Genomic DNA, 22,742 nt, shown 5'->3' with positions numbered 1-22,742 from the left:
ACGGGTTAGGTTGCTGGGATATGCTTTACTCATCTGACTCACTCAGGGCTGTAGATATTTGCTATTCGCAGCCTACACTGAGTGAGCTTTTTTACGCCCTTCCTGACTTCTCAAACACCCTCTAAGAGGTTGAAGCCTAATAATAAATAGCTGGACTTAAGAGGGTTGTCAGAGTATTGATTGGGCAAAGGTTAGGCACTTAAAATCTTTATCTGCTTATGAGCGAAGATGAAATAACAAGGTGTATAGTCTGTAGTTTGCAAGATCCTTACGATGATCAAGGAATTTGTAGAGGTTGCGGATTTAACTTTCTTGATGTTCCAGGATGGGGGAAGTTTAAGTTTAGAAAATGTCAAAAATGCCGCCAAGTTATCGCTATTACAGCTAGATCTTGCCCAAAATGTAGCACTACACAAGTTATGAGTGCTGCAGGATATATGTTTAAGTACTATTTGTTCGTCTTCGAGCCAATTCGATCATATTTAACTAGATCTAGGGCTTCTGGGCTGTCCTACATAGATCAGCTCACTCTGATTTTGGGAGTCATGATCGGTGTTTCGCTTGCGCAATTTATTCGAAATGATTCATCTCAAGCAGAGAAATCAGTAAATTTTTTCATGTCTATAGTTGTTAGTTTAACGATTATTCCACAGGTGTTTAGAGAACCTGAGCTGACTCAAAATGCTCCTTTTATTTCAAGGTTTGGTATATCTGTTCAAAAAGGCGCTTTCTCAGACTTAATGCTTGAAGCCATTGAAAAAGGACTTTCGTCATAGTTGTCTCAGTAGGGATATTGTGCTTATGCTACAGCCTGTACCGTCTAGAGATGAAGATTTAGCGTGCCCTAGCTGCCATCTTCGTAGTGTCGTCAAGCGTGGTGAAACCCAATATATTTGCTTAAATTGCGGTTTCACACGCGATCTAGGTAAGTCGTCCGTTCAAGGTGGACCGCTGTGGCTCTTAGCAGCAACTGTTCTTCTTCTAATTATTTTTTTGTAGATTAGGTCTATCGCAAGCTAACAATATGCTCATGTGCACCAACTGACGAAAGGTTGACAGTTAGAATCTGAGAGTATTTGCGGTGGTGATGGGCGCTAGTAGCTGCATGTTGTGAGCGATTGCACGCTCATTTTGTCCGTTGAAAGTTGATGACGGACCCATAAGACAGCCTAAAGCGGCGTCTCCAACCACAACTTTACAATATCGCCACAGTCCTAACTTCCCTTCCTTGGCCATCGCCTCAGCCATTTCGAAGGGGCAACCATCAGTATAGCCACGCCGCCTTCATCTGCCTTCATCGATCCATTGCGCAGACCCCAGTTCCACAGGGGCAAAGCAATACAAGCAGTGAATTGAACTTTATTTTCGTCTCCGCCAATCCCAAGGTCTTTCGTAGTTACCACTCCACACACCTACTCGCTCCTGCTGGGCGATCGCCTCAGCGATTTGTATAGGCCCAGCGTTAGAAGACGCCTGAAAAGTGCCTAAAGCTTTGTGTCTTGCCCTCACCCCTTGTGTTCCCCTCTCCCAATTTTGGGCGAGGGGAAACAGTTTGCAGCTCCCCTTCTCCCAATTTTGGGAGAAGGGGTTGGGGGATGAGGGCCATTTTTTGGCTTCTCAGGCATCCTCTTCGAGCCCTCATCCACGTACTACGGGTAGACATAGGCCATGCCAGAGTCGTACCCTCACCGCAGCACGCGCCCATATACCCCGCACCAGACACCGGACATCGAACCCCCGAACCCAGCCGCACCGCTTACAGCCGTGCTCTCGAACCGTAGCGCCGCTTTCAGCCGCGCGAGTGCGATCGCCCACACTTACCCCAAAACATATCGAGTAGCCAATAGCACATCTCAACCTCACTCCACGACGGCTCAGGTACGGTTTTCCGGTAATCGAGGGCTCCGTAACTAGATGCTCAACGATGTATCTATTCTCATCAACAACACTCAGTACATGAGTTTAGAAATGAGACCTGAAGACATTGCAACGATCGAGCAACGGTTAAACTACTCGTTTGAAGATAAAAACTTGCTCATTCGGGCACTCACCCGCAAGGCATTTGCTCAAGAACAAAAGCAACGAGGCCGACATTGTGAAGATCAAGAAGTCTATCGAGTTCTTGGTGATGCAGTTCTCAAGTCAATTCTGGTCGAAATGCTGATTCAGCAAGGTTATAACAGCCGTAAAGCGATCACCCAAAAAAGATCGAACTAGAAAACCGGGAAAATCTAGGAAAAATGTTTGAAAGGATGGGCATCGCGCCATTCATTCGCTTCGGCATAGGAGAAGAACAGGAGGGAATCTGTAGACAATCATCAGTTTTAGGCGAAACCTTTGAGGCACTGGTCGCAGCAGTTCATATCGATGCTGCAAGCTACGAAAAGACGAAAAGAGTGGTTATCGATCTTTTCTGCAAACCAGCATTAGAGAGCCCTAAGACCCAAACATCTCATCCAGGTTTGCCGTTTAACGTTAGTAACCCACTGTTAAGAAGTCCTGAGACCCAAACACCCCATCCAGGTTGGCCGTTCAACGACAGTGAGGAAATCTGGGTATTGGGCGGTATGTGCGATACCTGCTTTCAACCAGATCTTTGTACCACCAACGGCATGTGTTATTTCGAACTCACTGGCGATGATTAGCCTAGGGCGCGTCATCAATGAAGACTAAAACCCTTTAAGCCATAGAGTTTCGCGCCCGCTCTTGTTCACCAGTCTAGGGGCTGTATCGGTTGGTGCATCAGGGCTTCAGCGTCAATCGATGACAGCCCCTAGCATAACGACCCCTATGCACTAGTCTCAGCCTTTGCTCACCCCGCAGTTTATTCGTGGGGTGAGCAAAGGGGAAATCCACTCAAGTAGACTCATCGGCATCGTCGGCCTCCGCAGGCATCCATTCACCCCTTGCAACCACCAACAGCGATCGCGCCATCCAACATCACTGCCAACCCAATTGAGATAGGAGACCTTTGGGGCCAGTCCACTTAAGTGGACTTTCTCTCCTAGCCCGCAATTCATTCGCGGGCGACTGTAGCAGGATCAGTCAATCAATCCACCGCATGAAAGCTATGAAAAAAAATGACCAAGAAATAGGAAATCCCTTTACCCCAGCTCGTACTCCTTTCCTAAAACGCACATGGAAAAATATCAAAATTGCATACAAAAAACAATTTACAAGTGAGCAGATTGCAGAAGCGATAGGAGCTGTAATCTGTCTTTACTGCGCTTTAAAGTTTTCAAATATTTGGGTTCCATTGCGCGATTTTCTGAACGCCAATGGTGAAACAGTCCTGAAGGCATTCCTAATTTATGTCTTCCTTAACCCGATCGCCTATATCCTCATCAGGCTCTCTATTTCACTCATGATTTCCATAAAAACGCTTGCCATATACCTTCTGTACCATCTCATTAGACTCATGAGAAAATAGCTTTTTAACAGACTCACACTCGACCCTTCACAGCTTTGCGCGCGCTTCACTGCCCTGCTCACAACCATCACCACCTCCCTCTCCCACACCTCCCCACAAATACCCACCCTCAAGCCCACTGGGAATATAATCTTGTGCGGTCAAGCTTTTGGTTCCCATGTCCACACACGATTCAGAGCTGCAAGCTCAAGCCCGAACTATCTTAGATGCGATCGCCTTCACCCCATTTCATCAGTGCCAACCATTAGACCGCAAATTTCGGCGTCTTCCGACCGAACCGCCCTACAACGCCCAAATCCCAACCGAACGGTGATGCCATGCAAGCCAAACTTCAAGAGCAGCTCTCCCCCGCACAGGCCGAAGCCATCCTGGAGCAATTGCCTGAGCGAATTCGGCAAGCATTGCTCGAACGCGCTAGCGAGATTGAGTACCCAATCGAAGCCGTCGTCGAAATGGCGATCGCCAGCTTCCTCGACTCAGAAGCACTAGGTTTTGCCGATTGCCAGCCAGGGCGCAGCCAGTAGCATCCCATCCAACAGCCGCTAACTCAGAGCCGTCCATCCATCCGGCAGTGTTTCCACCTCCTCCATCAAAAAGTCGCCATACACCCACATCCGAGCGCCATCGTAGAGATCGCTCAGAACAGGCTTTCGCGCACCAAACTTGTCCCACGGTTGCAAATCCGAGTCCAACTCACAAAACCCCACCCATCCATGCCCCGCTTGTTGCAATTCTTCAGCCTTCACCAAAACCGCCGCCAAAACCGCCAAGTCATACGGCTTTAAAGCAAGATCCATCGCACCGATAGCGACTTGCCGCTCCAGCATCGGCTCCGAAAGCGGAAAAACACTCAAGCCAGGGTGCAACGCCAAAGCCTCCAAGCGTTCTGCAACCTTCGTCAGCTCATTCGCAACCAACCCATCAAACTGGTCAAAGACCCGAAACGCCGCCTTCGCATCCTCAAGGCTGATCCGACCCTCATCCCTTGCCCACCGCACAAACTTACGCAAGTCTTCAGAGCGAGAGCGTGGAGCAAATCTACGAGGAACCGTTTCGCGGGCTTCCGCCAAGCATATTGCCGGAACAAATAGCCTAAATTCACCCGCATTCGCCCGTTCCAGCAACTGTACCGCCTGCGGACTTTGCAAATGGGCAGGAGCAGCAACATCCACAACCCAGTTTGTCTCAACCAATACAGCTTCCGGTCTCAACTGGCCACCCTGCTCCATCGCGGGCCAGCAGCCCGAATCTCACCAATCCGCAAAAGACTCACCACAGGTTCTGCAAAAAGATCTCTCACGTCCTCTGGCAACGTTTCTAGATTCGGAGCTTGTTTTAATTCTTCAAGCCAGCGCTGCACCCGAGCTGCAAATTCAAGCCCATTGGCCCTGCTCCACTCTTCATCAGCCGAGGGTCGTAGATAATTTGGCAGGTTCGCTTCACCTACCACCTCAATCGACTCCCCATGCGACCTTTCCAAAGAGTCCCGGAGAAGAACGACATGTTCACCAGTGACAGCCAGCCCCAATGAACAGCCCATCGCAGCCATCAGGTGCTTCAGTTGCCCAATCGCATCTCGACGGCGAGCATCACCATTCTGGAGCTTTACCTCAACAATCATGAGATAATCCCCATCCGGGCTCACCACAACAATATCTGGATGCGCTGTATTCATAACCGAATTTTAGCACCGCCCGATCGCCCCACATCCAACAACCCTACCGCCACAACCCCACCTTGGCTTCCTTCGCCATCTCCTCAGCCAGCTTAAACGGCTCAGCATTCGGGCAATCATCCACATAACGCCAGAACACCTTAGCTAACCCAGCTTTCAGCAATTCTTCTTCAAGGGACTGCTCTGTTTCAGCAAGGAACACCTCAGCAACCAGCCGACCATAGCGATCGCGCGTTACAGGCTGCAAGAACACATCTTGACCATTGACTAGAGAAGCCAAAAACCGAGTCGCCTCATCGCTCAGATACTCTCCCCGCTCCGGCGTATCAATCCCACAAAGCCTCACCTTCTCCAGGTTCCTGGCCTGCTGCACATGAACCGTATCGCCATCCACAACGCGAGTCACAATCCATGGTTGATGTCTTAGCCTCAGCAATCTTGCGATTGGTCAGGTTATCTGGGATGCCCAACGCCATCACATAGCGTCGCCCTTGGCAACTCCACCGCAGCCGCAATCGCCCCTTCAGTTCTTGAACAACAACAGTTCCCTTAGTAGCTTTGTTTCGAGACATGGAATTCGCGGATCAATCTGGAATTGGTTTAACAGACCAGACCAATTCTGGACCAATTTTTACCCAGTAATGCCCTAAAACGCCCCCTTTTGCGGATCACTATTGACAATCCCACAACGGGAATAGAGTTGGTTTAAAAACGACAAAACCCCGCATTTCTGCGAGGTTTCCATCAATCGGAGCGGCGGGATTTGAACCCACGACCCCTACTACCCCAAAGTAGTGCGCTACCAAGCTGCGCTACGCCCCGATTTGCACTCATTCAGCGCTTTACAAGCATAACATATGAGTCCAAATAATCAACTAACCTCCTGAAAAATCTTTTGAGCTGATGGGGAGGCCAGGCCTTTTGGGCGGGGGACTTTCATCAAGATGGCGTTGTTACAACGAAATGGAGGATGGTGTCCTCGATGCATGTTCGGCTGCAATGGGTTGATACAGGGTCGTACGCTGCTGAGCCGGACGACCAAGAGATTGAATTGCAGCGATGAGCTCTGCTTCCGTTTTGCAGGTGCCGCCTTGTGCCCCTGCCATGCTGGTGATGTGCTCTTCCATAAGGGTGCCGCCAATATCGTTGCAACCCCAGGTTAGGGCTGTGGTTGCCCCATCCATGCCCAGCTTGACCCAGCTAGGTTGATGATTCACTATCCAACGACCCAGAAATAGCCGTGCAACGGCCATGAGCAAGAGCGCATCTTCTAAGATGGGTTGGTCGCGGCCAACTCGCTTTCGCAGTGGTTTCGGTGCCTCTTGCCCGACAAAGGGTAGCAGGATGAATTCGGTGATGTGGGCGGGGTGGTTGTGCTGAATCGCTGTCTGTTGCAGCGATCGCAACAAACTCAAGTGACGAACTTGCTGCTGATGGGTCTCGATATGCCCAGAAAGGAGGGTGCTGGTGCTCGGCATTCCTAATTGGTGAGCCGTGCTCACAATTTCTAGCCATTCTGCGGTGTTGGTTTTTTCTGGACAGAGGATCTTGCGAACCTTGTCATCCAGAACCTCGGCGGCTGTGCCGGGCATGGAGCCAACTCCGGCTTCTTGTAAGGCTGAGATGACTGCAGCGTAGGTTAACCTATCTTCGCGGGCAATAAATTGGACTTCCTGCGGGGAAAAGGCGTGGAGATGAAGTGAGGGAAACGCAGTATGAATGGCTTGAATCAGGTTTACATAGTAGCTTAGCGATCGCCCATCTCGTTTTGCTAAGGGGTTCAGCCCTCCTTGCATGCAAATTTCGGTGGCGCCAATGGCGATCGCTTCAGCGGCCTTTTCCAGAATGGTGGCTTCGGTCAGCCAGTAAGCCCCTGCTTCCCCATCATCGCGACGAAAGGCGCAAAAATTACAGTGCTGCTCGCAAATATTGGTGTAGTTGATGTTGCGGTTGATGACATAGGTTACGGTATCGCCAACGAGGTGTTGCCGCAGGCGATCGGCAGCATCGCGAATAGCGGCGATCGCGCTCGGGTCGGTCTGTTGCAGCAGCAGCAGAGCATCGGTCTCGGTCAGGTCGTGACCAGTCAACGCTCGATTCAGCACAGCGTCGAGTTGGGTTGTCGGAGTCGAGTCAGCGATCGCCATGATGGTTCAAAATCCAGCAGTTCACAATGGAAGACTGTTCTCATTGTGACGTGATTTTTCAGGGAACCGCGATGTGGGATTGCGATCGCTGTGGGATTGCGATCGCTGTGGTTTACGCCAGCACCCCGTTTAAGAAAATATCGGCAATCCCTTCTGCCATCTCCTTCATAGCATCGGGCGAAGCTTGTTCTGGCAACAGCGTATCGCGACTAAAACCAGCCACCGTAAACATTCCCAAAAATACCTGAGCCACAGTCCTTGGATTCATCGGCCGATAGACGCCCTTATCCATGGCATCTTGAAAAAAGGCCTCAGCAACATCCGTCATTTTGCCAATAATTTCGGATTGCATGCGCTCCTTCAAATCTGGATGGAATTGCGCTTCCATAAAGCAAACGCGCAGCATATCGCCATTTTTGTGGAGATTGAGCATTCGTCGCCGCATCACCTGGGCGATCGCCTTACTACTGCCCATCTCACTTAGCTCGGTGAGCAAATCTGTCAAAATTTCGACCCAGCCCTGTGTCACCACTTCAACCAAAATGGCCTTTTTGTTCTCAAAATGCCGAAATAAAGTCCCTTCGGCTACCCCTGCTGCTGTCGCCAGGTCGTGAGTGGTTGTGCCATCGTAGCCGCGTCGGGCAAACAGCCGTTGTGCAGATTGTAAGATGCGAGTTCGGGTATCGTTTTCGGAGGCTAGGGGGTGACGAAGTGCCGACATTGCAGAGAGGCCCCAACTGTAAGGTACTCATGACGCAAACGCTTGCCTGTAGATGGCGTTTGTTGCCAACATTCTCTAACAGCAGAGCCGAGAATCGCCACCCCCGTTACAGATCCTTACGTTTTTCGGGGGCGCGAGGCAATTCTACAACCTGAAACCAATATTCACTTAGGGTTTCCATCATTTGAAGCCATTCCGTGTCTCGGTTGGGCTTGAGGAGATAGGAACTCACCCCAATTTCGTAGCTATGCTGCACATCCGATGGGAGGATGGATGACGCCATAACGACGATGGGAATGGCTGACAGCACCGGATGGGCTTTGATTTGCTCAAGGGCCTGCCATCGATCGGGGTCGGATGCATCGAGCGCAAATAGAATGAGATCTGGCTCTGGGGATTGCTTGGGATTGCTGTAGTCTCCCTGATGATTCAGGTAGCTCAACATGGATGTACTCGATTCAACGTACCGCACATCCAACGACCGATTCGACAAGGCCAAGGCACTTTGAACCCTATGGCGATCGCTCGAATCGCTCGAAACAAGGAGCAGCACGAACAAGCTGGTTTGATTCACAAAAACTGTGGCGCGCATTTTTTGAAGATCAATGTACAACAGCAAAACCTACTAGAGCATGCTGTTGTCTCAAAATTCAAAACAATTTCAAGATTTGTTCAAGCTCAAGTTAAGCGTGATGTACCTTTTGGGGACTATTAGATATTCGTTGCGATCGCCGCTGGTAATCGGCGCAACTGTACAGCAACTGGCATAGCCTTATGATACACCCGACACATCATGCCACGGCAACGGTTCGCGGATCAATTGCTCAGCTTGGCCTGCATCCATTGGTTGTGAAAAGTAGAACCCTTGGGCATATTCACACTGTAAAGATTTGAGCTGTAGCAGTTGTTTGTTGCTTTCTACCCCCTCGGCCACTACATCGATGCCCAAATTCCAGGCCAAGGTCATAATGTTGCGAACGATTGCCAATTGTTCAGGGTCGCTATCAAGCTTATTGACAAACGAACGATCAATTTTGAGCGTATCAATGGGAAAGCGGTGCAAATAGCTGAGCGACGAGTAGCCCGTCCCAAAGTCATCAATCGCCAGCTGCACGCCCAGTCCTTTCAGCTGGCGCAGGATAGAAATTGCCGTTTCGGCGTTTTCCATCAGCACACTTTCGGTAATTTCCAGTTTGAGCTGGCGATGTTGCAGATTGGTTGATGCCAGGACTGTGTCTACATCGCGAATCAGCTCGGCGGCAAAGTGTTTGCTGGATAGGTTGACATGAATCGTGAACTGCTTGGCTTGGGAGTAGCGGTTTTGCCACAGGTACATCTGATGGCAAGCTTCCTGCATAATCCATTGGCTAATGGGGATGATGAGCCCAGTGTCTTCGGCGATGGGGATAAACTCTGAAGGGGGGATGTTGCCGTATTCGGGATGCCGCCAGCGCACCAGGGCTTCGAATCCAACGAGGCTTTGGTCGCGGAGCGATACGATGGGTTGATAGTGCAGATGCAATTCTTCTCGCTCGACAGCGCGGCGCAGGTCGTTGCCCAGGCGTAATAGGGTCACGGCTCGTCGATGCATCCCCATGTGGAAGACTTCGTAGCGATCGCGCCCTTGCGACTTGGCTCGGTACATGGCGGTATCGGCATCGCGCAGCAAGTCTTCGGGCAGAGCGTACTCGCTAGAGCCGAGGGCAATGCCAATGCTAGTCGATACAAACACTTCGTGGCCCATCAGGTTGATCGGTTCGGCCAGATCATGCCGAATTCGCTCGGCGATCAGCGTGGCGCTATGAATGTCGCGTAAATTTTCTAGCAAAATGACAAATTCATCTCCACCCAGGCGTGCAACGGTATCTCCCGGGCGAAGGCAGGTTGCCAACCGTTTGGCGACTGTAATCAGCAGGCGATCGCCCACCATGTGCCCCAAACTGTCATTGATCACTTTGAACCTATCAATGTCTAAAAACATAACTGCGTAGAGAAATGATTCATTGCGGCGGGTCATTTCTACTGCATGTTGCAGGCGATCCATCAGCAGCGATCGATTGGGTAATCCGGTCAGCGCATCATGAAACGCGTCGTGGAGCAGTTGCTCTTCCACTTGTTTGCGCCCGGTAATATCGGTTTGTGACCCTGCGAGGCGGGTAGCTTTGCCATCCACATCGCGCACGGCTAGCCCTCGTGTCAGTACCCAGCGGTAGCTGCCATTGCGGTGGCGAATGCGGTGCTCGTATTCAAAATGGGGAGTGAGCCCTTCAATATGGGCGGTGAGTTCGCGTTTAATCCAATATTCATCATCGGGATGGATGCGCTCAAACCATTCGTCGAGTGTGTTTTGCAGCTCGTGTTCTTCGTAGCCCAGCATGGTTTTCCATCGGGGAGAAAAGTACACGTCGCCCGTTTTTAGATTCCAGTCCCAAATGCCGTCGTTGGCTCCTTTAACGGCCAAGGCATACCGCTCTTGGCTCTCTTGCAGTGCCTCTTGATCGCGCTTGCGCTCGGTTACGTCGCTTAGCAGCCCAATAAAGTGGGTCAGCTGGCCTTCGGGGTTGAAGATGGGGTTAATGTTGATTTCACTCCAAAAGGGAGTGCCGTCTTTGCGGTAGTTGAGCAGGGTACGAATAATGGGTTGGCCTTGGGCGATCGCCGCTCGAATATCGGCAATGGTGTCAGGGTTGGAGTCAACTCCTTGCAGAATGCGACAGTTCTTTCCCAACAATTCTTCACTGCTATAGCCCGTCATGCGGCTCATGGCGGAATTGACGAAAATCATTGGATTGTCGGGCTGCGCTGGGTCTGTAATCACAATGCCTGTTGCCAAGTTTGCGATCGCCAACGCTAATAAATTCGGATTGAGAAGGACGTCATTCATTCGGGTGAAGTTATGCGCGATCGCTCTACTGGAACATGCCAACCTCGTGGTGCTACGCCATGGCTTGACGAGCTGTCCGGTCGCTTCCAGAAAACCGCAGTAGACCTAGACCTAGATATAAGGAAAACAATAACCGGGTTTGTTCAGCCTCGGTGTCGTAAAATTAGCGAGTTTTTAACCAAGTGCACCGTCCGATTCACTCGACAATCGCCGATTCAAACTCGATCGCCTCAAGTCTGAAACAGGGATAAGGCTAAGACTTACCCGCTTACAAACGAAAGGGTTTGTAGCCACTGGGAATCCAGTGCTACGACAATCTTAGGAACTCTACACCTCTAGTGTTCCCAAGATTGCCCGTTGGTAGGCTTTTATTTGCAAATCAATTCCGGTAATGGCCGTGCCCACAACAACGGCATAGGCTCCTAGATTGAGTGCTTGGCGAGCCATCTCGGGCGAGGCAATGCCCCCTTCGCATAGGGTCGGAACCCGGAAGGTACTGGACATTTTAGCGAGTAGATCTAAGCCAGGTGGGTCTGAATGGTGAGTGTCTTGGGTGTAGCCGTATAGAGTGGTCCCCAGCACGTCTGCTCCAGCTTCAACGGCGGCGATCGCACTGTCTAAGCTGTCGATATCGGCCATCACAGGCTTGTTCAGTTCGTTGTGAATGCGCGCAATCAGGGTCGCCAAATCCTCGCCACCCGGTCGCGATCGCGGGGTTGCATCAATGGCGATAATATCGGCTCCAGCCTGGGCGATGGCCTTTGCATGCTCAAACTGAGGCGTAATGTACACGTCTGAGCCATCAAACTGCTGCTTCCACAGGCCAATGATGGGAGCGGTCACCCGGTCTCGCACGGCAGCAACATGGCTGGGTGTATCGATCCGCACGCCCACGGCTCCTTGCTGAACCGAGGCTTGAGCCATGGCTGCAATCACATAGGAATCGTGCAACGGCGACTCAACGGGAGCCTGACACGACACGATTAAACCACCCTTAAGAGCTGTAACCACTGGGGCGATCGCCATGACTATGACCCTTTTGCGATAAACAGTGCAGATTGTCTGCGGCTCAATCAAGCCGAGCAATTCTCCTCAGAATAAACTAGGGCGATCGCTAACGCATAGCTCCCATTGTGTTTTTCCAGGCCACCTCTCGAAATAAAATTTCCAACGCTCGCTGATCTGCTCCGGCAAACAGTTGGCTGCTCGTCAGCGCCTGCAACACTTGCTGCACCAAAAAACCTGAAAAACTGCCGCCACAGCACTGCAAATGGCTGTAGTACGAAAACTGAGGTCGACCCTCGGCACTGCAGTGAAAGGCGTAAATGTCGTCTTGGCTCATGGTAGCCACCTTCGTGTTGACTGGAACCACCGCTTTGGGAATGGCATGTACCCCAAACGATCGCCCATTCATCGCTTGCATCCGGCCAATGAGCACCACTCCCAACAAAGTTCGGGTCTCGCTGATCAAGTCAGGAGTAAACATTGGGTCCGGTTCGCTTGTGAGTCGAGGCCCATTATTCAAAAACATAGGGTTGAACAGCTGCGAGTTATACACCAGACCCACAGCCCAGTGCCGCCCTTGCCCCTCTAGCTTGACAAAGCTGCCAAATCCAAACTCATCAGGATTGGGAGGCCGTGAGGACGCAAAATCGTCGTCTACCTCAACCACATAGTCACAGTGGGAGTTTGATTTCACTACTTTTCCCAAATGCATGGATGTGCCTCCAATCTCCTACGCTGCCATGTCGATTCGTGTCTCATCATGGCCACTTGCGACCCAAGCCAAGGTTTAAATACACAAATCCTCGTAGTCAAGAAGCCAAGCAGGAACGATACCAACTGCCTCAGAGACTACGAGGATAGTAATACAAAAGTATCTAAATTGATCAAAAAATCAGCCGAGTAATGGCGTTGAAACTATGACATTGACTGAATGATGAAATCGAAATAGGGCGAGGTTGCCGATGCATCATCATCGCTGAGCAGAGCTAGCGATGCTTGCTTGAGGCAACGAATGGCTTCAACCATGCCGGGAACAGGAACGCCAAGCGAGTTGTACATCTCGCGAACGCCAATGAGACCAATGCTCTCGATGGGTTCTTTGTCGCCTGCCAGCACGCCGTAGGTGACCAGCCGCAGATACCAGCCAAAATCCCGAATACACTGGTTGCGCTGCTTATCGCCGTAGGCATTGCCACCAGGAGCGATAAAGTCGGGACGGCGACGCCACAGCTGCTTTGTGGCTTCTTGCACAATTTTCTTTTCGTTTTCTGTTAAAACACTGACGATTCGCATCCGTTGTTCGCCGGTCTTAAAAAAGTCGGCAATGCTTTGAAGCTCTCCCTGGCTTGGGTACCGGAGCTCATCGTCGGCGTTGAGAATAACCTGGCTAACTACACTCATAATTATGGCGATGATTTCAGAGCGGTGTTTCAGTATCGGTAGTATTTTACCGACTCTAGGGGACAGAAGGAAAGATTAAGTTCGGATGATTCACAAAGCTTGAAAGCCGCTTGCTCGATCAACCGCTGTGAGGGGGAAAGGGTGGAGCCTAGTCTGGAAGGTAATTGCTGATGGCAGTCTCTAATGCTCCAGCCTGCTAGTAGCAGTCTAAGGTGTCGCGGGTATTGTTGCCTGTGACTGGGTTTACCCCGTCGGCGATCGCACACAGTTTTTCTTGTACGTCTTCCCGCAAGAGCACGTTGGTAAAGTCTGCTCCAGTAATCACCGCTCCACCAAACTGCGCATTTTGGGCAAACGCATTGGAGAGGTTGGCATTGGAGAGGTTGGCGTGTACTAACCGAGCACTATCGAGGGTTGCCAGGGTTAAATCTGCCCCTTCGAGGTTGGCATCTTCCAGGTTGGCCCCAAAAAAGCTCACCCCCCTCAGGTTTGAATGGCTCAGGTTGCTGCGTCGTAAATTGGCTTTGGTAAAGCTATCTTCGGTGAGGTCTCGATTCGAAAAGTCAGCCTCTACCAAGCTTTCGCGGTTGTAGTCTAAGGCGATCGCACTGGGCGATGAAACCCCAGCCAGCGTACCCAGCAAAACACAACTTAGGAATAGAACCATCAAACTTTTGCGAATGGCAGACCAATACACGGCCCCGGCAGGGCGAAAGCGAAGAAATGAAAAAAGCCTGCTGTTCATGGGAGTGAACAAGGAATAAACGACGGGTTGGTTAGCAAAGAAGCATCATGCCTCTTTTTAGTAAATCCTATCTGACGGCTTGCGCATGATGGTGAATCTCTGAGGAATTTCAGGCTTCTATGCTTTCGCTGGCTGGAGTCGCGGTTAGTGGATATGGGGCTGCACAAGTTTTTGGGAACGCTGGTAAAGGAAAGGTATGAAGTCGCACGCTTGGTGTCATTGCTGGGGAGGAACGATTTGGAAGCTTCATCATCCAACGCTCGTAAGCAGCGAGATGCCAATGCTGAACTAGGGCAACTGGCAGAGGCCATGGTGGTTGAATGGCTAAAGCAGCAAGGTTGGCAGGTGCTAGGCCAACGGTGGCATTGTCGGTGGGGCGAAATCGATGTGGTCGCAGTGCAACCGGCGATCGCACCCCAACCCGATTCCACCCTCGTGTTTGTAGAAGTGAAAGCCAGGGGCGATCGCAACTGGGATGGAGCTGGCTTATTGGCAGTGACCCCCCAAAAGCAAGCCAAACTGCTGCGTGCTGCATCCATGTTTTTGGCTGAGCATCCTCAATTTGAAAATTTGCCTTGCCGCTTTGATGTGGCGCTTGTGCGAGGCCAGAAGCTATCTCACGTGGTAGCACCGCCGTCAGCCAACCAAGCGCTGAACTTGAATCAGCCCATTATCATTGCGCCCTACCGCTTGACCCTACAACACTATTTGGTTGCCGCGTTTGAGTAACCAAGCCCACGCTAGCGCTGCATCTTCCAAGCTCGGCACACTCACGGCGCACTTACGGCGCATTGCTCAAAATTCCAGGACGCTGCCCGATGTTCATCAGCCCGAATAGCAAAATACCCCCCAAGGTGGAGGGCATATCACGCTGCGACGTTGAACGATAGAGCGAAATCCTACCCTTCTTCGGAGAATGGATTCTCACCAACTTTCAACATTTTCTTGGAGCGCTTCAGGTTCTTCCAAAGAGATTTAATCTCCTTATAGGATTCTTCAGGGGTGAGTTTGCCGTTAGTTTCTAGGCCGCAAATCAAGCTAACGCGCTGCGAAAACTCTTGAAGATTGGCGTTGAACACGAGATTTTGGGGTCTCACTTCGCCGTAGTAACGACTGCGAGGCACTAAAAAGTCAGAACGCTCAGACATCGCAACCCACCTCTTTATTATCCGAATATCAATCCTTAACTTAAAGTTAACCTAAATCTTAGCGTTCAACAATATATTCATCATTGCTTCATGCACCTCTACAAGATCTTTTTGATTCGGCGGAGCAAGCGTTTGGCAAAAAAATCTGTCCTTTGGATTAAACGATTCAATACAGTCTCATCCTCAGGTTGTTAACCTGGCCTTAATCTGCAGCTGAATTTGCTGTCTTTGGGAAAAATCTGGCTGTGTTGAGGCTAAACCAAAGCGACGGGCTGAGTTGTTGTTGAGCTGTTGATGGAATTAGAGCCATGGGCCATACCGCAGCTGTTTGGGAGCTTCGTGGCTGATTTGCTGGGGTCGGCCTGAATTCATCGCCCTGCACTCATTAGCCTGAACTCACTGGAGTATGAGATTGCAGCGGATGATGCCCATGATCGGATGGCGGCATCCCAAGTGGCAATGCGCAATTTGGCGGAATGGCTTGGATGTAGATTGAGGGAACAGGGCGAGCCCCAGAATGTGGAGTTTGCTGTCAGCCTTGGCAGCGGCAAGAACTTGGCTCGGTAGAATAAATAAGCGAATTTTTCATCCGGGCTAACCGGACTTGCACTTATGTCTTACGAGCAAAAGCTGTACGAAGGAAAAGCCAAAATCCTCTATGCCACCGAGGACCTCAACGTACTGCTGACCTTCTTTAAAGATGACGCGACGGCCTTCAATGCCCAAAAGCGCGGCACCATTGTTGGCAAGGGCGAAATCAACTGCAAAATGTCGAGCCATTTGTTTCAAATGCTAGAGGCTCAGGGGGTGCCTACCCATTTTGTTGACTGCCCATCGGCCAATGAAATGCGGGTGCGTGCGGTCAAGATTGTGCCCATTGAAGTTGTAGTGCGCAATTTGGCGGCGGGTAGTTTATGCAAACAAACCGGGCTTGCTCAGGGGACCGAGTTGAATCCGCCATTGGTGGAGTTCTATTACAAAAATGATGACTTGGGTGATCCGTTGCTGACAGAGGATCGTCTGCGGGTGATGCAGTTGGCCACACCAGACCAAGTAGCTGAGCTGCGATCGCTCGCGCTCAGAATCAACGAGGTGCTGTCGGCCTTTTTCCAGAACTGTGGAATTACCCTGGTGGATTTCAAGCTGGAGTTTGGAGTTGATGGGAGCGATCGCCTGATCTTGGCGGATGAAATTAGCCCTGATACATGTCGGCTGTGGAACCAAGAAGAATCGGATCCGGATAAGCGAGTGATGGATAAAGATCGCTTTCGCCGCGATTTGGGAGATGTCGAAGCTGCATATCAACGCGTGTTAGATCGAGTTCTGGCACAACCAATATAGGTAGAAGTGCGAGACAATGCTGTAAAATTGCTGCGGCTCATGCACTGCGAATGGGCCAAAAGGTTCAAGTGGAACTTTTGGCAAAATCGTGCTGTCTGTCGGCTAGTAAGGCAATTCAGCTTCTGTTGTGGGCTGGGTGTGAAGAGGTGTCAAAGGCGTGAAAGATATGCGGTTTTCGACAGGTTTTTTGGCAGTTTTGACTGCGTCTGCGATGTTGGGTGCGCTCAGTCCTGGTCGGGTGCAAGCGTCAACGGTGCCGTCGGCTTCTGGTGAGCAGGGGTTGGAGTCGGCTGAAGCGGTTTCGGATGCGGTTGAATCTGCTGAATCTACTCAGTCTGTGGCTGAACTGCAGACTATCCTGCCGCAACCGACGGGGCTGAGTCCAGATGTCCTGCCTGAGCGGGATCACTCTACTGCTGAAGCATCCACGGTGCACACATCCATGGTTGGAGATGGTGCCAGTGTTAGCCAGCCGGAGCGTATTGACTCTATTGCGTCTATCAACTCGGCTCAGTCGTTAAAGTCTGCTACCTCTGCAAGCAGCCGCCAAGCTGTTGTGCCAGTCGAAGAGGGAGTGACAAGCCCTGTCGAGGGGGCGATCGCTGCCCAGCCCGAGTTGCCTGCGGGAGAAATGACAGCAGAAGTTGCTCAGCCTGCGAGTGAGGCTGTACAAACTGTAGCAAGCGAGGTGGAAAAAGGATTTGCTCCGTCTCTTGTATTAGCACAGGTGGAGCCGACCGAATCTGCGCCCAGTGCGCCCGATCAAGCTACGGAAGAGCCCGCTGAGGAACCGCGAGTGCTCGTGGCTGAAGTGTTGGTTGAAGGAGCGGGTGCCTTAGAAAACGAGGTCTACGACGCGATTACAACTCAGGCGGGACAAACCACCACGCGATCGCAGCTCCAGCAAGATATCAACTCCGTCTTCGCAACCGGGTTCTTCTCGAATGTGCGTGCTGTGCCCACCGATACGCCCCTGGGTGTGCGCATTACCTTTGTCGTTGAGCCAAACCCGGTGCTGCAAGGGGTGCGCGTGGTTGACAGTCAGGTTTTGCCAGACGAAGTTGTAAACGAAATTTTTGGCCCGCAATACGGTCAAACCCTAAACCTCAATGACTTTCAGAATGGGGTGAACCAACTGAATCGTTGGTATCAAGACAATGGCTATGTGCTGGCGCAGGTCATTGACGCGCCTCGCGTGGGGCCAGATGGGGTGGTTTCGCTGGTGGTCGCGGAAGGGATTATTGAAGACATCCAGGTTCAATTTTTGAATGAAGATGGTGAAGCCACCAATGATGAGGGTGAACCCATTCGGGGCCGTACTCGTGAGTTCATCATTACCCGCGAGTTTGAGACCGAGCCGGGAGATGTGTTCAATCGGCAGCAAATTGAACGCGATTTGCAGCGGGCTTTCCAGTTAGGGATTTTTGACGACTTGCGAGTCACGCTCAATCCTGGGGAAGATCCTCGCCAGGTAAATGTGATTGTGAATGTTGTGGAGGCTCAAACCGGATCGCTAGCGGCGGGTGTGGGCGTTAGTTCGGCCAGTGGTTTGTTTGGAACGGCCAGCTACCAACAGCGGAACCTGGGTGGCAACAACCAGCGCCTGACGGCAGAACTCCAGGTGGGTGAGCGCGATCTGTTGTTTGATGTCAACTTTACCGATCCCTGGATTGCTGGCGACCCTTACCGCACGTCTTACACGGTCAATGCTTTTAGCCGCCGGACGATTCCCATTGTGTTTCAGGGTGGGGAGACTGAGGTGTTTTTGCCCAATGGCGATCGCCCCCGGGTGCGTCGTTTGGGTGGCGGTGTCAGCTTTGGTCGTCCGTTAGATAACGGTTGGCGGGCTTCGCTAGGCTTGCAGTATCAAAACATTCGCATTCAAGAGCAGGACGGAGGGCTGGCCACGGTGGATGAGTTGGGCAATCAGCTCAGCTTCAGCGGCAGCGGTACGGATGACCTGTTGCTGCTCCAACTGTCTGCCTCTCAAGATCGTCGCAATAGCGCGTTAACACCAACCAGTGGTTCCTTCCTGCGCTTAAGCACAGAGCAATCGGTGCCTATCGGTCAGGGCAGCATTTTGCTCAACCGTTTGCGCGGTAGCTACAGCTTCTATGTCCCAGTGAACTTTACCAACTTCAACGACGGGGCCGAAACGCTGGCATTTAACGTGCAGGGTGGCGTTGTGCTAGGGGATTTGCCCCCCTACGAGGCCTTCTCGCTGGGTGGAACAGACTCAGTTCGCGGTTACGACGCAGGAGATGTGGGCAGCGGTCGAGCCTTTGCTCTGGCCAGTGTTGAGTATCGCTTTCCGCTGTTCTCGATTGTGGGTGGAGCGCTGTTTGCCGACTTTGGTACCACGCTGGGCACGGATACAGATGTGATTGGTGAACCGTCGGTTGTGCGCGGCAAGCCAGGGTCAGGATTTGGCTATGGCTTGGGAGTTCGTATTCAGTCTCCGATTGGCCCCATTCGGGTGGATTATGGCTTCAATGATGAGGGAGATGGCCGAATTCACTTCGGGATTGGGGAGCGTTTTTAGGAACCATGGCAGCAGATTTTCCAGGCCAGCATGGGGATGAGACAGCGCGATCGCTCTTGGAAGGAGATGCTGGACTTTTAGTCGCTCCAGCTCCCGATTCATCGGTGTTCAGCACACGACAGCACACCCTGGCAACCTCATTTGTGCGATCGGGGGTTGGGCTCCACAGCGGCGAGATAGCCGAGGTGAAAGTCCTGCCTGCTGAGCCAAACCGGGGTCGCGTGATTGTCCGCACTGACTTATCGGGTCAGCCAGAAATTCCCGCCCGGATTGAGTATGTGCATGAAACAACCCTCTCGACCGAGTTGGTGCAGGGCGAGGCTCGCATTCGCACGGTGGAACATCTGCTGGCAGCCCTGGCTGGAATGGGGGTGGATAACGCCCGCATCGAAATCAACGGGCCGGAAGTTCCGTTGCTGGATGGCTCGGCGCTAGAGTGGGCTAGGGCGATCGCGCAGTCAGGCGTGATTGCTCAGCCCGATGCATCGCGCTATGTTGCTGATCTGACGCAGCCCGTATGGTTTTATGATGGGGATGCATTTGTTGCCGCCATCCCGGCTCCTGAACTTCGTTTCTCCTACGGCATCGATTTTGAACTGCCTGCCATTGGCAATCAGTGGTATAGCTGGTCGCCCCAGCATGAACGATTCGAAGATGCGATCGCCCCTGCTCGTACCTTCGGGCTCGCCCATCAGATTGACCATCTTCGCACCCTTGGGTTAATTAAAGGCGGAAGTTTAGAGAATGCGCTCGTTTGTAGCCACGAAGGATGGGTAAATCCTCCCTTAAGATTTTCAAATGAGCCAGTGCGTCATAAACTTTTAGATTTAGTAGGAGATTTGAGTTTGTTGGATGTGGCCCCACGTGCCCACATTGTTGCTTATAAGGCGAGCCACCATTTGCATACTCAATTGGCTCGACGCTTAGCCCAACACCTGACCTAACCCTAAGTGCTCCGCGCAATGCTTCGGCTTTTGCCTGAGGGTCGCTGTTTGTCTTTTTACCGTAGTGATGTAACCGATCGCCCATGTCCACACTGACTGACCTGCATACAGACACACCCGTTCAGCCCACCTCGGTGCAAGACCCCGTCGAAACTGCCGTTGTGAGCCGTGCTCCTTATCCCTCTGTATTCACCGTAGAAGAGATTCACAAGCTTCTACCCCATCGCTATCCCTTTTCTTTAGTCGATCGCATTATCGAATTTGTGCCCGAAAAACGAGCCGTTGGCATCAAAAATGTCAGCGTAAATGAGCCCCATTTTCAGGGACACTTTCCGGGTCGCCCCATCATGCCGGGTGTCCTCATTATTGAGGCCATGGCTCAGGTGGGAGGAGTGGTGTTGACCCAGCTGCCCGACATCCCCGTTGGCCTATTTATGTTCGCAGGCATTGATAACGTTCGCTTCCGTCGTCCGGTTGTGCCCGGTGACCAGCTGATCATGACCGTTGAGCTATTGCGGATTAAGTCACGCAGGTTTGGCTGGATGCAGGGTCGTGCCGAGGTCGATGGGCAGCTGGCCGCCGAGGGCAAGCTCATGTTTTCCCTGGTTGATTAACGCTATTTTCTATCCTTTACTCGCATCTATCCCGAACCTTGGTTATTGCTCAGCCCAGTTCCTTTTATCCTTCTGAAGACTCAAAACACTTGTCTACCCTAGTTCATCCCACGGCTGTGATTCATCCTGGTGCCGAGCTCCATCCGACAGTTCGGGTTGGTGCTTATGCAGTGATTGGGAGTCAGGTCAAGGTGGGGGCCAATACCGATATTGGTGCTCATGTGGTGATTGACGGGTGGACTGAGATTGGTGAGCGGAATCGAATTTTTGCGGGCGCGGCAATTGGCCTAGAGCCTCAAGATTTGAAGTATGACGGCTCACCCACTCGGGTACAGATTGGCGATGACAACCTGATTCGGGAGTATGTCACCATCAATCGAGCTACGCGGGTAGGAGGGGCAACTGCCATTGGCAATCAAAACTTGCTCATGGCCTATGTGCATGTCGCGCATGATTGTGTGTTGGAAAATCAGGTGGTGATTGCCAACAATGTGTCGATGGCGGGTCATGTCCATATTGAATCGCGGGCCACAATTGGCGGTGTACTAGGCATTCACCAGTTTGTCCATATTGGGCGATTGGCCATGGTGGGGGGCATGAGCCGCATCGATCGGGATGTGCCGCCGTATATGTTGGTGGAGGGCAATCCTTCACGGGTGCGATCGCTCAACCATGTCGGCTTAAAGCGTGCTGGTTTGGTAGATGACGAAAATGGCGTCACGTTTCAGCTGTTGAAAAAGGCGTATCGCTTGTTGTATCGCTCGGGGTTGCCATTTAATCGGGCGTTGGAAGAACTGGATTTAATGTCGGGCAATGCGCATCTGGAGCATTTGCGGCAGTTTTTGCACATGGCGCAAACTACCCATCGTCGCGGCGTGATTCCGGCAAAACGGCGTCGCGCCCACGATGAGCTATGAAGGCTGAGCGATGAAGGCGCGGCTGTTTATTAGCACGGGCGAGGTCTCTGGCGATTTGCAGGGAGCACGCTTGATTCAGGCTCTGAATCGGCAGGCTCAACGGCAAGGGATTGAGCTGGAAATTTTGGCGCTGGGGGGCGATCGTATGGCGGCGGCTGGCGCAACCCTGCTAGGGAACACCACCGCCGTTGGCTCCATTGGTTTGGTGGAGTCGTTGCCGTACATTTTGCCAACATTTCAGATTCAACGGCGGGCTGGGCGCTACTTGCGTCAGCATCCGCCCGATGCCGTGGTGATGATTGATTACCTGGCTCCCAATGTTCGCATTGGGGGATTTGTGCGCAAATACTTGCCGCAGGTGCCCACGGCTTACTACATCGCCCCGCAGGAGTGGGTGTGGTCGTTTGGTCCGGCCAATACGCGCCGGATTGTCACCATTACCGACCAACTGTTGGCGGTGTTTCCTGAAGAGGCGCGTTACTTTGGGCGGAATGGAGCCAATGTCAGCTATGTCGGTCATCCCCTAGTAGACTATCACCAGCAGATTCCCGATCGCACATTGGCCCGACAAGCATTGGGCATTCCAGAAGAGCAGGTAGCAATCGCCCTCATTCCCGCATCGCGTCGGCAAGAGCTGAAGTATTTGCTGCCCATCATGTGCCAGGCGGCACAACACATTCAAGAAAAACTGCCCCAGGCCCATTTCTGGATTCCCGTGTCGATGGAATCGTTTCAACAGCCGATTCAGCAGGCGATTCGGCGTTATGGTCTGCGGGCTACGCCTGTGCTGCAACAATCAGAAACGGTCATTGCAGCGTCGGATCTGGCGGTTACGAAGTCCGGCACGGTCAATCTAGAAATTGCTCTGATGAACGTGCCCCAGGTGGTGCTGTATCGGGTGAATCCGCTCACAGCCTGGATTGCTGAGCATATCCTCAAGTTTTCAGTGCCATTTATTTCGCCCGTGAATCTGATGCTGATGCGGTCGATTGTGCCAGAGTTTTTGCAATATCAAGCCACCCCCGCAGCGGTTACCCAAACGGCGATGGAGCTATTGCTGAACCCCGATCGCCGTCGTCAAACCCTTGAGGATTATCAGGAAATGCGCCAAGTCATGGGCGAGCCTGGTGTGTGCGATCGCGCTGCCCAAATCATCCTAGAAATGTTGATGCAATCCCGGACGAGAGCGCTATCCTGAGGGGATTAACTCCTTGAACCTGGTGTCGTT

Annotated in this window: 26 protein-coding genes and 1 tRNA gene; 14 read left to right on the top strand and 13 right to left on the bottom strand. The window is 51.9% G+C overall.

The window, feature by feature from the left end:
* Positions 1-218 precede the first annotated feature (218 nt).
* From ACQ4M4_RS24395 to ACQ4M4_RS24365, 7 genes are all read left to right on the top strand, one after another.
* Complete coding sequence (locus ACQ4M4_RS24395; RefSeq protein ID WP_430687081.1) at positions 219-776, top strand: hypothetical protein; 558 nt, start codon at positions 219-221, stop codon at positions 774-776.
* Positions 777-1,668: 892 nt separating this feature from the next.
* Positions 1,669-1,914 (top strand): hypothetical protein, encoded by a 246-nt coding sequence (locus tag ACQ4M4_RS24390; RefSeq protein ID WP_430687080.1) that lies wholly within the window; start codon positions 1,669-1,671, stop codon positions 1,912-1,914.
* Positions 1,915-2,217: a hypothetical protein gene (locus ACQ4M4_RS24385; RefSeq protein WP_430687079.1), complete on the top strand. Its 303-nt coding sequence runs from the start codon at positions 1,915-1,917 to the stop codon at positions 2,215-2,217.
* 35 nt (positions 2,218-2,252) lie between these two features.
* On the top strand, positions 2,253-2,645 hold the full coding sequence (locus tag ACQ4M4_RS24380) for a hypothetical protein (protein WP_430687078.1): 393 nt from the start codon (positions 2,253-2,255) through the stop codon (positions 2,643-2,645).
* 416 nt (positions 2,646-3,061) lie between these two features.
* A complete protein-coding gene (locus ACQ4M4_RS24375) occupies positions 3,062-3,430 on the top strand; it encodes a hypothetical protein (protein ID WP_430687077.1) in 369 nt (122 codons plus the stop codon).
* Between the two features lie 157 nt (positions 3,431-3,587).
* A complete protein-coding gene (locus tag ACQ4M4_RS24370; protein WP_430687076.1) occupies positions 3,588-3,743 on the top strand; it encodes a hypothetical protein in 156 nt (51 codons plus the stop codon).
* A 4-nt stretch (positions 3,744-3,747) separates the two neighbouring features.
* Positions 3,748-3,954, top strand: coding sequence for a hypothetical protein (locus ACQ4M4_RS24365; RefSeq protein ID WP_430687075.1), 207 nt, complete (start codon positions 3,748-3,750; stop codon positions 3,952-3,954).
* Between the two features lie 18 nt (positions 3,955-3,972).
* Here ACQ4M4_RS24365 and ACQ4M4_RS24360 read toward each other — a convergent pair whose 3' ends face one another.
* From ACQ4M4_RS24360 to ACQ4M4_RS24305, 12 genes are all read right to left on the bottom strand, one after another.
* Entirely contained in the window at positions 3,973-4,641 is a 669-nt protein-coding gene (locus ACQ4M4_RS24360; protein WP_430687074.1) for a hypothetical protein, read from the bottom strand.
* Positions 4,638-5,105, bottom strand: coding sequence for a hypothetical protein (locus ACQ4M4_RS24355; RefSeq protein WP_430687073.1), 468 nt, complete (start codon positions 5,103-5,105; stop codon positions 4,638-4,640). Before ACQ4M4_RS24355 ends, ACQ4M4_RS24360 begins: the two co-directional genes overlap by 4 nt.
* A 43-nt stretch (positions 5,106-5,148) precedes the next feature.
* Complete coding sequence (locus tag ACQ4M4_RS24350; protein WP_430687072.1) at positions 5,149-5,511, bottom strand: thermonuclease family protein; 363 nt, start codon at positions 5,509-5,511, stop codon at positions 5,149-5,151.
* Between the two features lie 342 nt (positions 5,512-5,853).
* Positions 5,854-5,927 (bottom strand) — tRNA-Pro (locus ACQ4M4_RS24345).
* A 131-nt stretch (positions 5,928-6,058) separates the two neighbouring features.
* A complete protein-coding gene (gene cofH / locus ACQ4M4_RS24340) occupies positions 6,059-7,252 on the bottom strand; it encodes a 7,8-didemethyl-8-hydroxy-5-deazariboflavin synthase subunit CofH (RefSeq protein ID WP_430687071.1) in 1,194 nt (397 codons plus the stop codon).
* Between the two features lie 112 nt (positions 7,253-7,364).
* Complete coding sequence (locus ACQ4M4_RS24335; RefSeq protein WP_430687070.1) at positions 7,365-7,973, bottom strand: TetR/AcrR family transcriptional regulator; 609 nt, start codon at positions 7,971-7,973, stop codon at positions 7,365-7,367.
* Between the two features lie 106 nt (positions 7,974-8,079).
* Entirely contained in the window at positions 8,080-8,586 is a 507-nt protein-coding gene (locus ACQ4M4_RS24330) for a hypothetical protein (RefSeq protein ID WP_430687069.1), read from the bottom strand.
* Positions 8,587-8,745: 159 nt separating this feature from the next.
* On the bottom strand, positions 8,746-10,857 hold the full coding sequence (locus tag ACQ4M4_RS24325; RefSeq protein ID WP_430687068.1) for a putative bifunctional diguanylate cyclase/phosphodiesterase: 2,112 nt from the start codon (positions 10,855-10,857) through the stop codon (positions 8,746-8,748).
* A 327-nt stretch (positions 10,858-11,184) separates the two neighbouring features.
* Positions 11,185-11,883, bottom strand: a complete 699-nt coding sequence (locus tag ACQ4M4_RS24320) for an N-acetylmannosamine-6-phosphate 2-epimerase (RefSeq protein WP_430687067.1) — start codon at positions 11,881-11,883, stop codon at positions 11,185-11,187.
* An 88-nt stretch (positions 11,884-11,971) separates the two neighbouring features.
* Positions 11,972-12,574 (bottom strand): hypothetical protein, encoded by a 603-nt coding sequence (locus ACQ4M4_RS24315; RefSeq protein ID WP_430687066.1) that lies wholly within the window; start codon positions 12,572-12,574, stop codon positions 11,972-11,974.
* Positions 12,575-12,777: 203 nt separating this feature from the next.
* Positions 12,778-13,263: an allophycocyanin gene (locus ACQ4M4_RS24310; RefSeq protein ID WP_430687065.1), complete on the bottom strand. Its 486-nt coding sequence runs from the start codon at positions 13,261-13,263 to the stop codon at positions 12,778-12,780.
* A gap of 196 nt (positions 13,264-13,459) precedes the next feature.
* Positions 13,460-14,008 (bottom strand): pentapeptide repeat-containing protein, encoded by a 549-nt coding sequence (locus ACQ4M4_RS24305; protein WP_430687064.1) that lies wholly within the window; start codon positions 14,006-14,008, stop codon positions 13,460-13,462.
* A gap of 237 nt (positions 14,009-14,245) precedes the next feature.
* On the opposite strand from ACQ4M4_RS24305, the gene ACQ4M4_RS24300 reads away from it, so the two are divergent.
* Entirely contained in the window at positions 14,246-14,737 is a 492-nt protein-coding gene (locus ACQ4M4_RS24300; protein ID WP_430687063.1) for a YraN family protein, read from the top strand.
* A 170-nt stretch (positions 14,738-14,907) separates the two neighbouring features.
* Here the strand turns inward: ACQ4M4_RS24300 and ACQ4M4_RS24295 are convergent, their stop codons facing one another.
* Complete coding sequence (locus ACQ4M4_RS24295; RefSeq protein ID WP_430687062.1) at positions 14,908-15,156, bottom strand: DUF7219 family protein; 249 nt, start codon at positions 15,154-15,156, stop codon at positions 14,908-14,910.
* A 612-nt stretch (positions 15,157-15,768) separates the two neighbouring features.
* Here ACQ4M4_RS24295 and purC point away from each other — a divergent pair.
* From purC to lpxB, 6 genes are all read left to right on the top strand, one after another.
* Positions 15,769-16,497 carry a phosphoribosylaminoimidazolesuccinocarboxamide synthase gene (gene purC, locus ACQ4M4_RS24290; RefSeq protein WP_430687061.1) on the top strand — a complete coding sequence of 243 codons (729 nt, stop codon included), beginning with the start codon at positions 15,769-15,771 and terminating at the stop codon, positions 16,495-16,497.
* A gap of 166 nt (positions 16,498-16,663) precedes the next feature.
* The gene (locus ACQ4M4_RS24285) at positions 16,664-19,039 is read left to right on the top strand and encodes a BamA/TamA family outer membrane protein (RefSeq protein ID WP_430687082.1); all 2,376 of its coding nucleotides are present in this window, start codon (positions 16,664-16,666) and stop codon (positions 19,037-19,039) included.
* A gap of 5 nt (positions 19,040-19,044) precedes the next feature.
* On the top strand, positions 19,045-19,983 hold the full coding sequence (lpxC, locus tag ACQ4M4_RS24280) for a UDP-3-O-acyl-N-acetylglucosamine deacetylase (RefSeq protein ID WP_430687060.1): 939 nt from the start codon (positions 19,045-19,047) through the stop codon (positions 19,981-19,983).
* Positions 19,984-20,066: 83 nt separating this feature from the next.
* Positions 20,067-20,597: a 3-hydroxyacyl-ACP dehydratase FabZ gene (gene fabZ, locus ACQ4M4_RS24275; RefSeq protein ID WP_430687059.1), complete on the top strand. Its 531-nt coding sequence runs from the start codon at positions 20,067-20,069 to the stop codon at positions 20,595-20,597.
* A gap of 38 nt (positions 20,598-20,635) precedes the next feature.
* The gene (gene lpxA, locus ACQ4M4_RS24270) at positions 20,636-21,514 is read left to right on the top strand and encodes an acyl-ACP--UDP-N-acetylglucosamine O-acyltransferase (RefSeq protein ID WP_430687058.1); all 879 of its coding nucleotides are present in this window, start codon (positions 20,636-20,638) and stop codon (positions 21,512-21,514) included.
* Positions 21,515-21,524: 10 nt separating this feature from the next.
* Positions 21,525-22,712, top strand: a complete 1,188-nt coding sequence (gene lpxB / locus ACQ4M4_RS24265; protein ID WP_430687057.1) for a lipid-A-disaccharide synthase — start codon at positions 21,525-21,527, stop codon at positions 22,710-22,712.
* Positions 22,713-22,742: the final 30 nt, after the last annotated feature.

The sequence above is a fragment of the Leptolyngbya sp. AN02str genome (genome assembly GCF_050565595.1).
Lineage (GTDB): Bacteria > Cyanobacteriota > Cyanobacteriia > Elainellales > Elainellaceae > Kaiparowitsia.
Note: the sequence above shows the minus strand (reverse complement) of the source record. Positions and strands in the feature narration are given on the sequence as shown.

Excerpts from the sequence above, each read along its gene's own strand:
- ACQ4M4_RS24395 (WP_430687081.1), top strand. The coding sequence starts at position 219 with ATGAGCGAAGATGAAATAACAAGGTGTATAGTCTGTAGTTTGCAAGAT.
- ACQ4M4_RS24390 (WP_430687080.1), top strand. The coding sequence starts at position 1,669 with ATGCCAGAGTCGTACCCTCACCGCAGCACGCGCCCATATACCCCGCAC.
- ACQ4M4_RS24385 (WP_430687079.1), top strand. The coding sequence starts at position 1,915 with ATGCTCAACGATGTATCTATTCTCATCAACAACACTCAGTACATGAGT.
- ACQ4M4_RS24380 (WP_430687078.1), top strand. The coding sequence starts at position 2,253 with ATGGGCATCGCGCCATTCATTCGCTTCGGCATAGGAGAAGAACAGGAG.
- ACQ4M4_RS24375 (WP_430687077.1), top strand. The coding sequence starts at position 3,062 with ATGAAAGCTATGAAAAAAAATGACCAAGAAATAGGAAATCCCTTTACC.
- ACQ4M4_RS24370 (WP_430687076.1), top strand. The coding sequence starts at position 3,588 with ATGTCCACACACGATTCAGAGCTGCAAGCTCAAGCCCGAACTATCTTA.
- ACQ4M4_RS24365 (WP_430687075.1), top strand. The coding sequence starts at position 3,748 with ATGCAAGCCAAACTTCAAGAGCAGCTCTCCCCCGCACAGGCCGAAGCC.
- ACQ4M4_RS24355 (WP_430687073.1), bottom strand. The coding sequence starts at position 5,105 with ATGAATACAGCGCATCCAGATATTGTTGTGGTGAGCCCGGATGGGGAT.
- cofH (WP_430687071.1), bottom strand. The coding sequence starts at position 7,252 with ATGGCGATCGCTGACTCGACTCCGACAACCCAACTCGACGCTGTGCTG.
- ACQ4M4_RS24335 (WP_430687070.1), bottom strand. The coding sequence starts at position 7,973 with ATGTCGGCACTTCGTCACCCCCTAGCCTCCGAAAACGATACCCGAACT.
- ACQ4M4_RS24325 (WP_430687068.1), bottom strand. The coding sequence starts at position 10,857 with ATGAATGACGTCCTTCTCAATCCGAATTTATTAGCGTTGGCGATCGCA.
- ACQ4M4_RS24320 (WP_430687067.1), bottom strand. The coding sequence starts at position 11,883 with ATGGCGATCGCCCCAGTGGTTACAGCTCTTAAGGGTGGTTTAATCGTG.
- ACQ4M4_RS24315 (WP_430687066.1), bottom strand. The coding sequence starts at position 12,574 with ATGCATTTGGGAAAAGTAGTGAAATCAAACTCCCACTGTGACTATGTG.
- ACQ4M4_RS24310 (WP_430687065.1), bottom strand. The coding sequence starts at position 13,263 with ATGAGTGTAGTTAGCCAGGTTATTCTCAACGCCGACGATGAGCTCCGG.
- ACQ4M4_RS24305 (WP_430687064.1), bottom strand. The coding sequence starts at position 14,008 with ATGAACAGCAGGCTTTTTTCATTTCTTCGCTTTCGCCCTGCCGGGGCC.
- ACQ4M4_RS24295 (WP_430687062.1), bottom strand. The coding sequence starts at position 15,156 with ATGTCTGAGCGTTCTGACTTTTTAGTGCCTCGCAGTCGTTACTACGGC.
- purC (WP_430687061.1), top strand. The coding sequence starts at position 15,769 with ATGTCTTACGAGCAAAAGCTGTACGAAGGAAAAGCCAAAATCCTCTAT.
- ACQ4M4_RS24285 (WP_430687082.1), top strand. The coding sequence starts at position 16,664 with ATGCGGTTTTCGACAGGTTTTTTGGCAGTTTTGACTGCGTCTGCGATG.
- lpxC (WP_430687060.1), top strand. The coding sequence starts at position 19,045 with ATGGCAGCAGATTTTCCAGGCCAGCATGGGGATGAGACAGCGCGATCG.
- fabZ (WP_430687059.1), top strand. The coding sequence starts at position 20,067 with ATGTCCACACTGACTGACCTGCATACAGACACACCCGTTCAGCCCACC.
- lpxB (WP_430687057.1), top strand. The coding sequence starts at position 21,525 with ATGAAGGCGCGGCTGTTTATTAGCACGGGCGAGGTCTCTGGCGATTTG.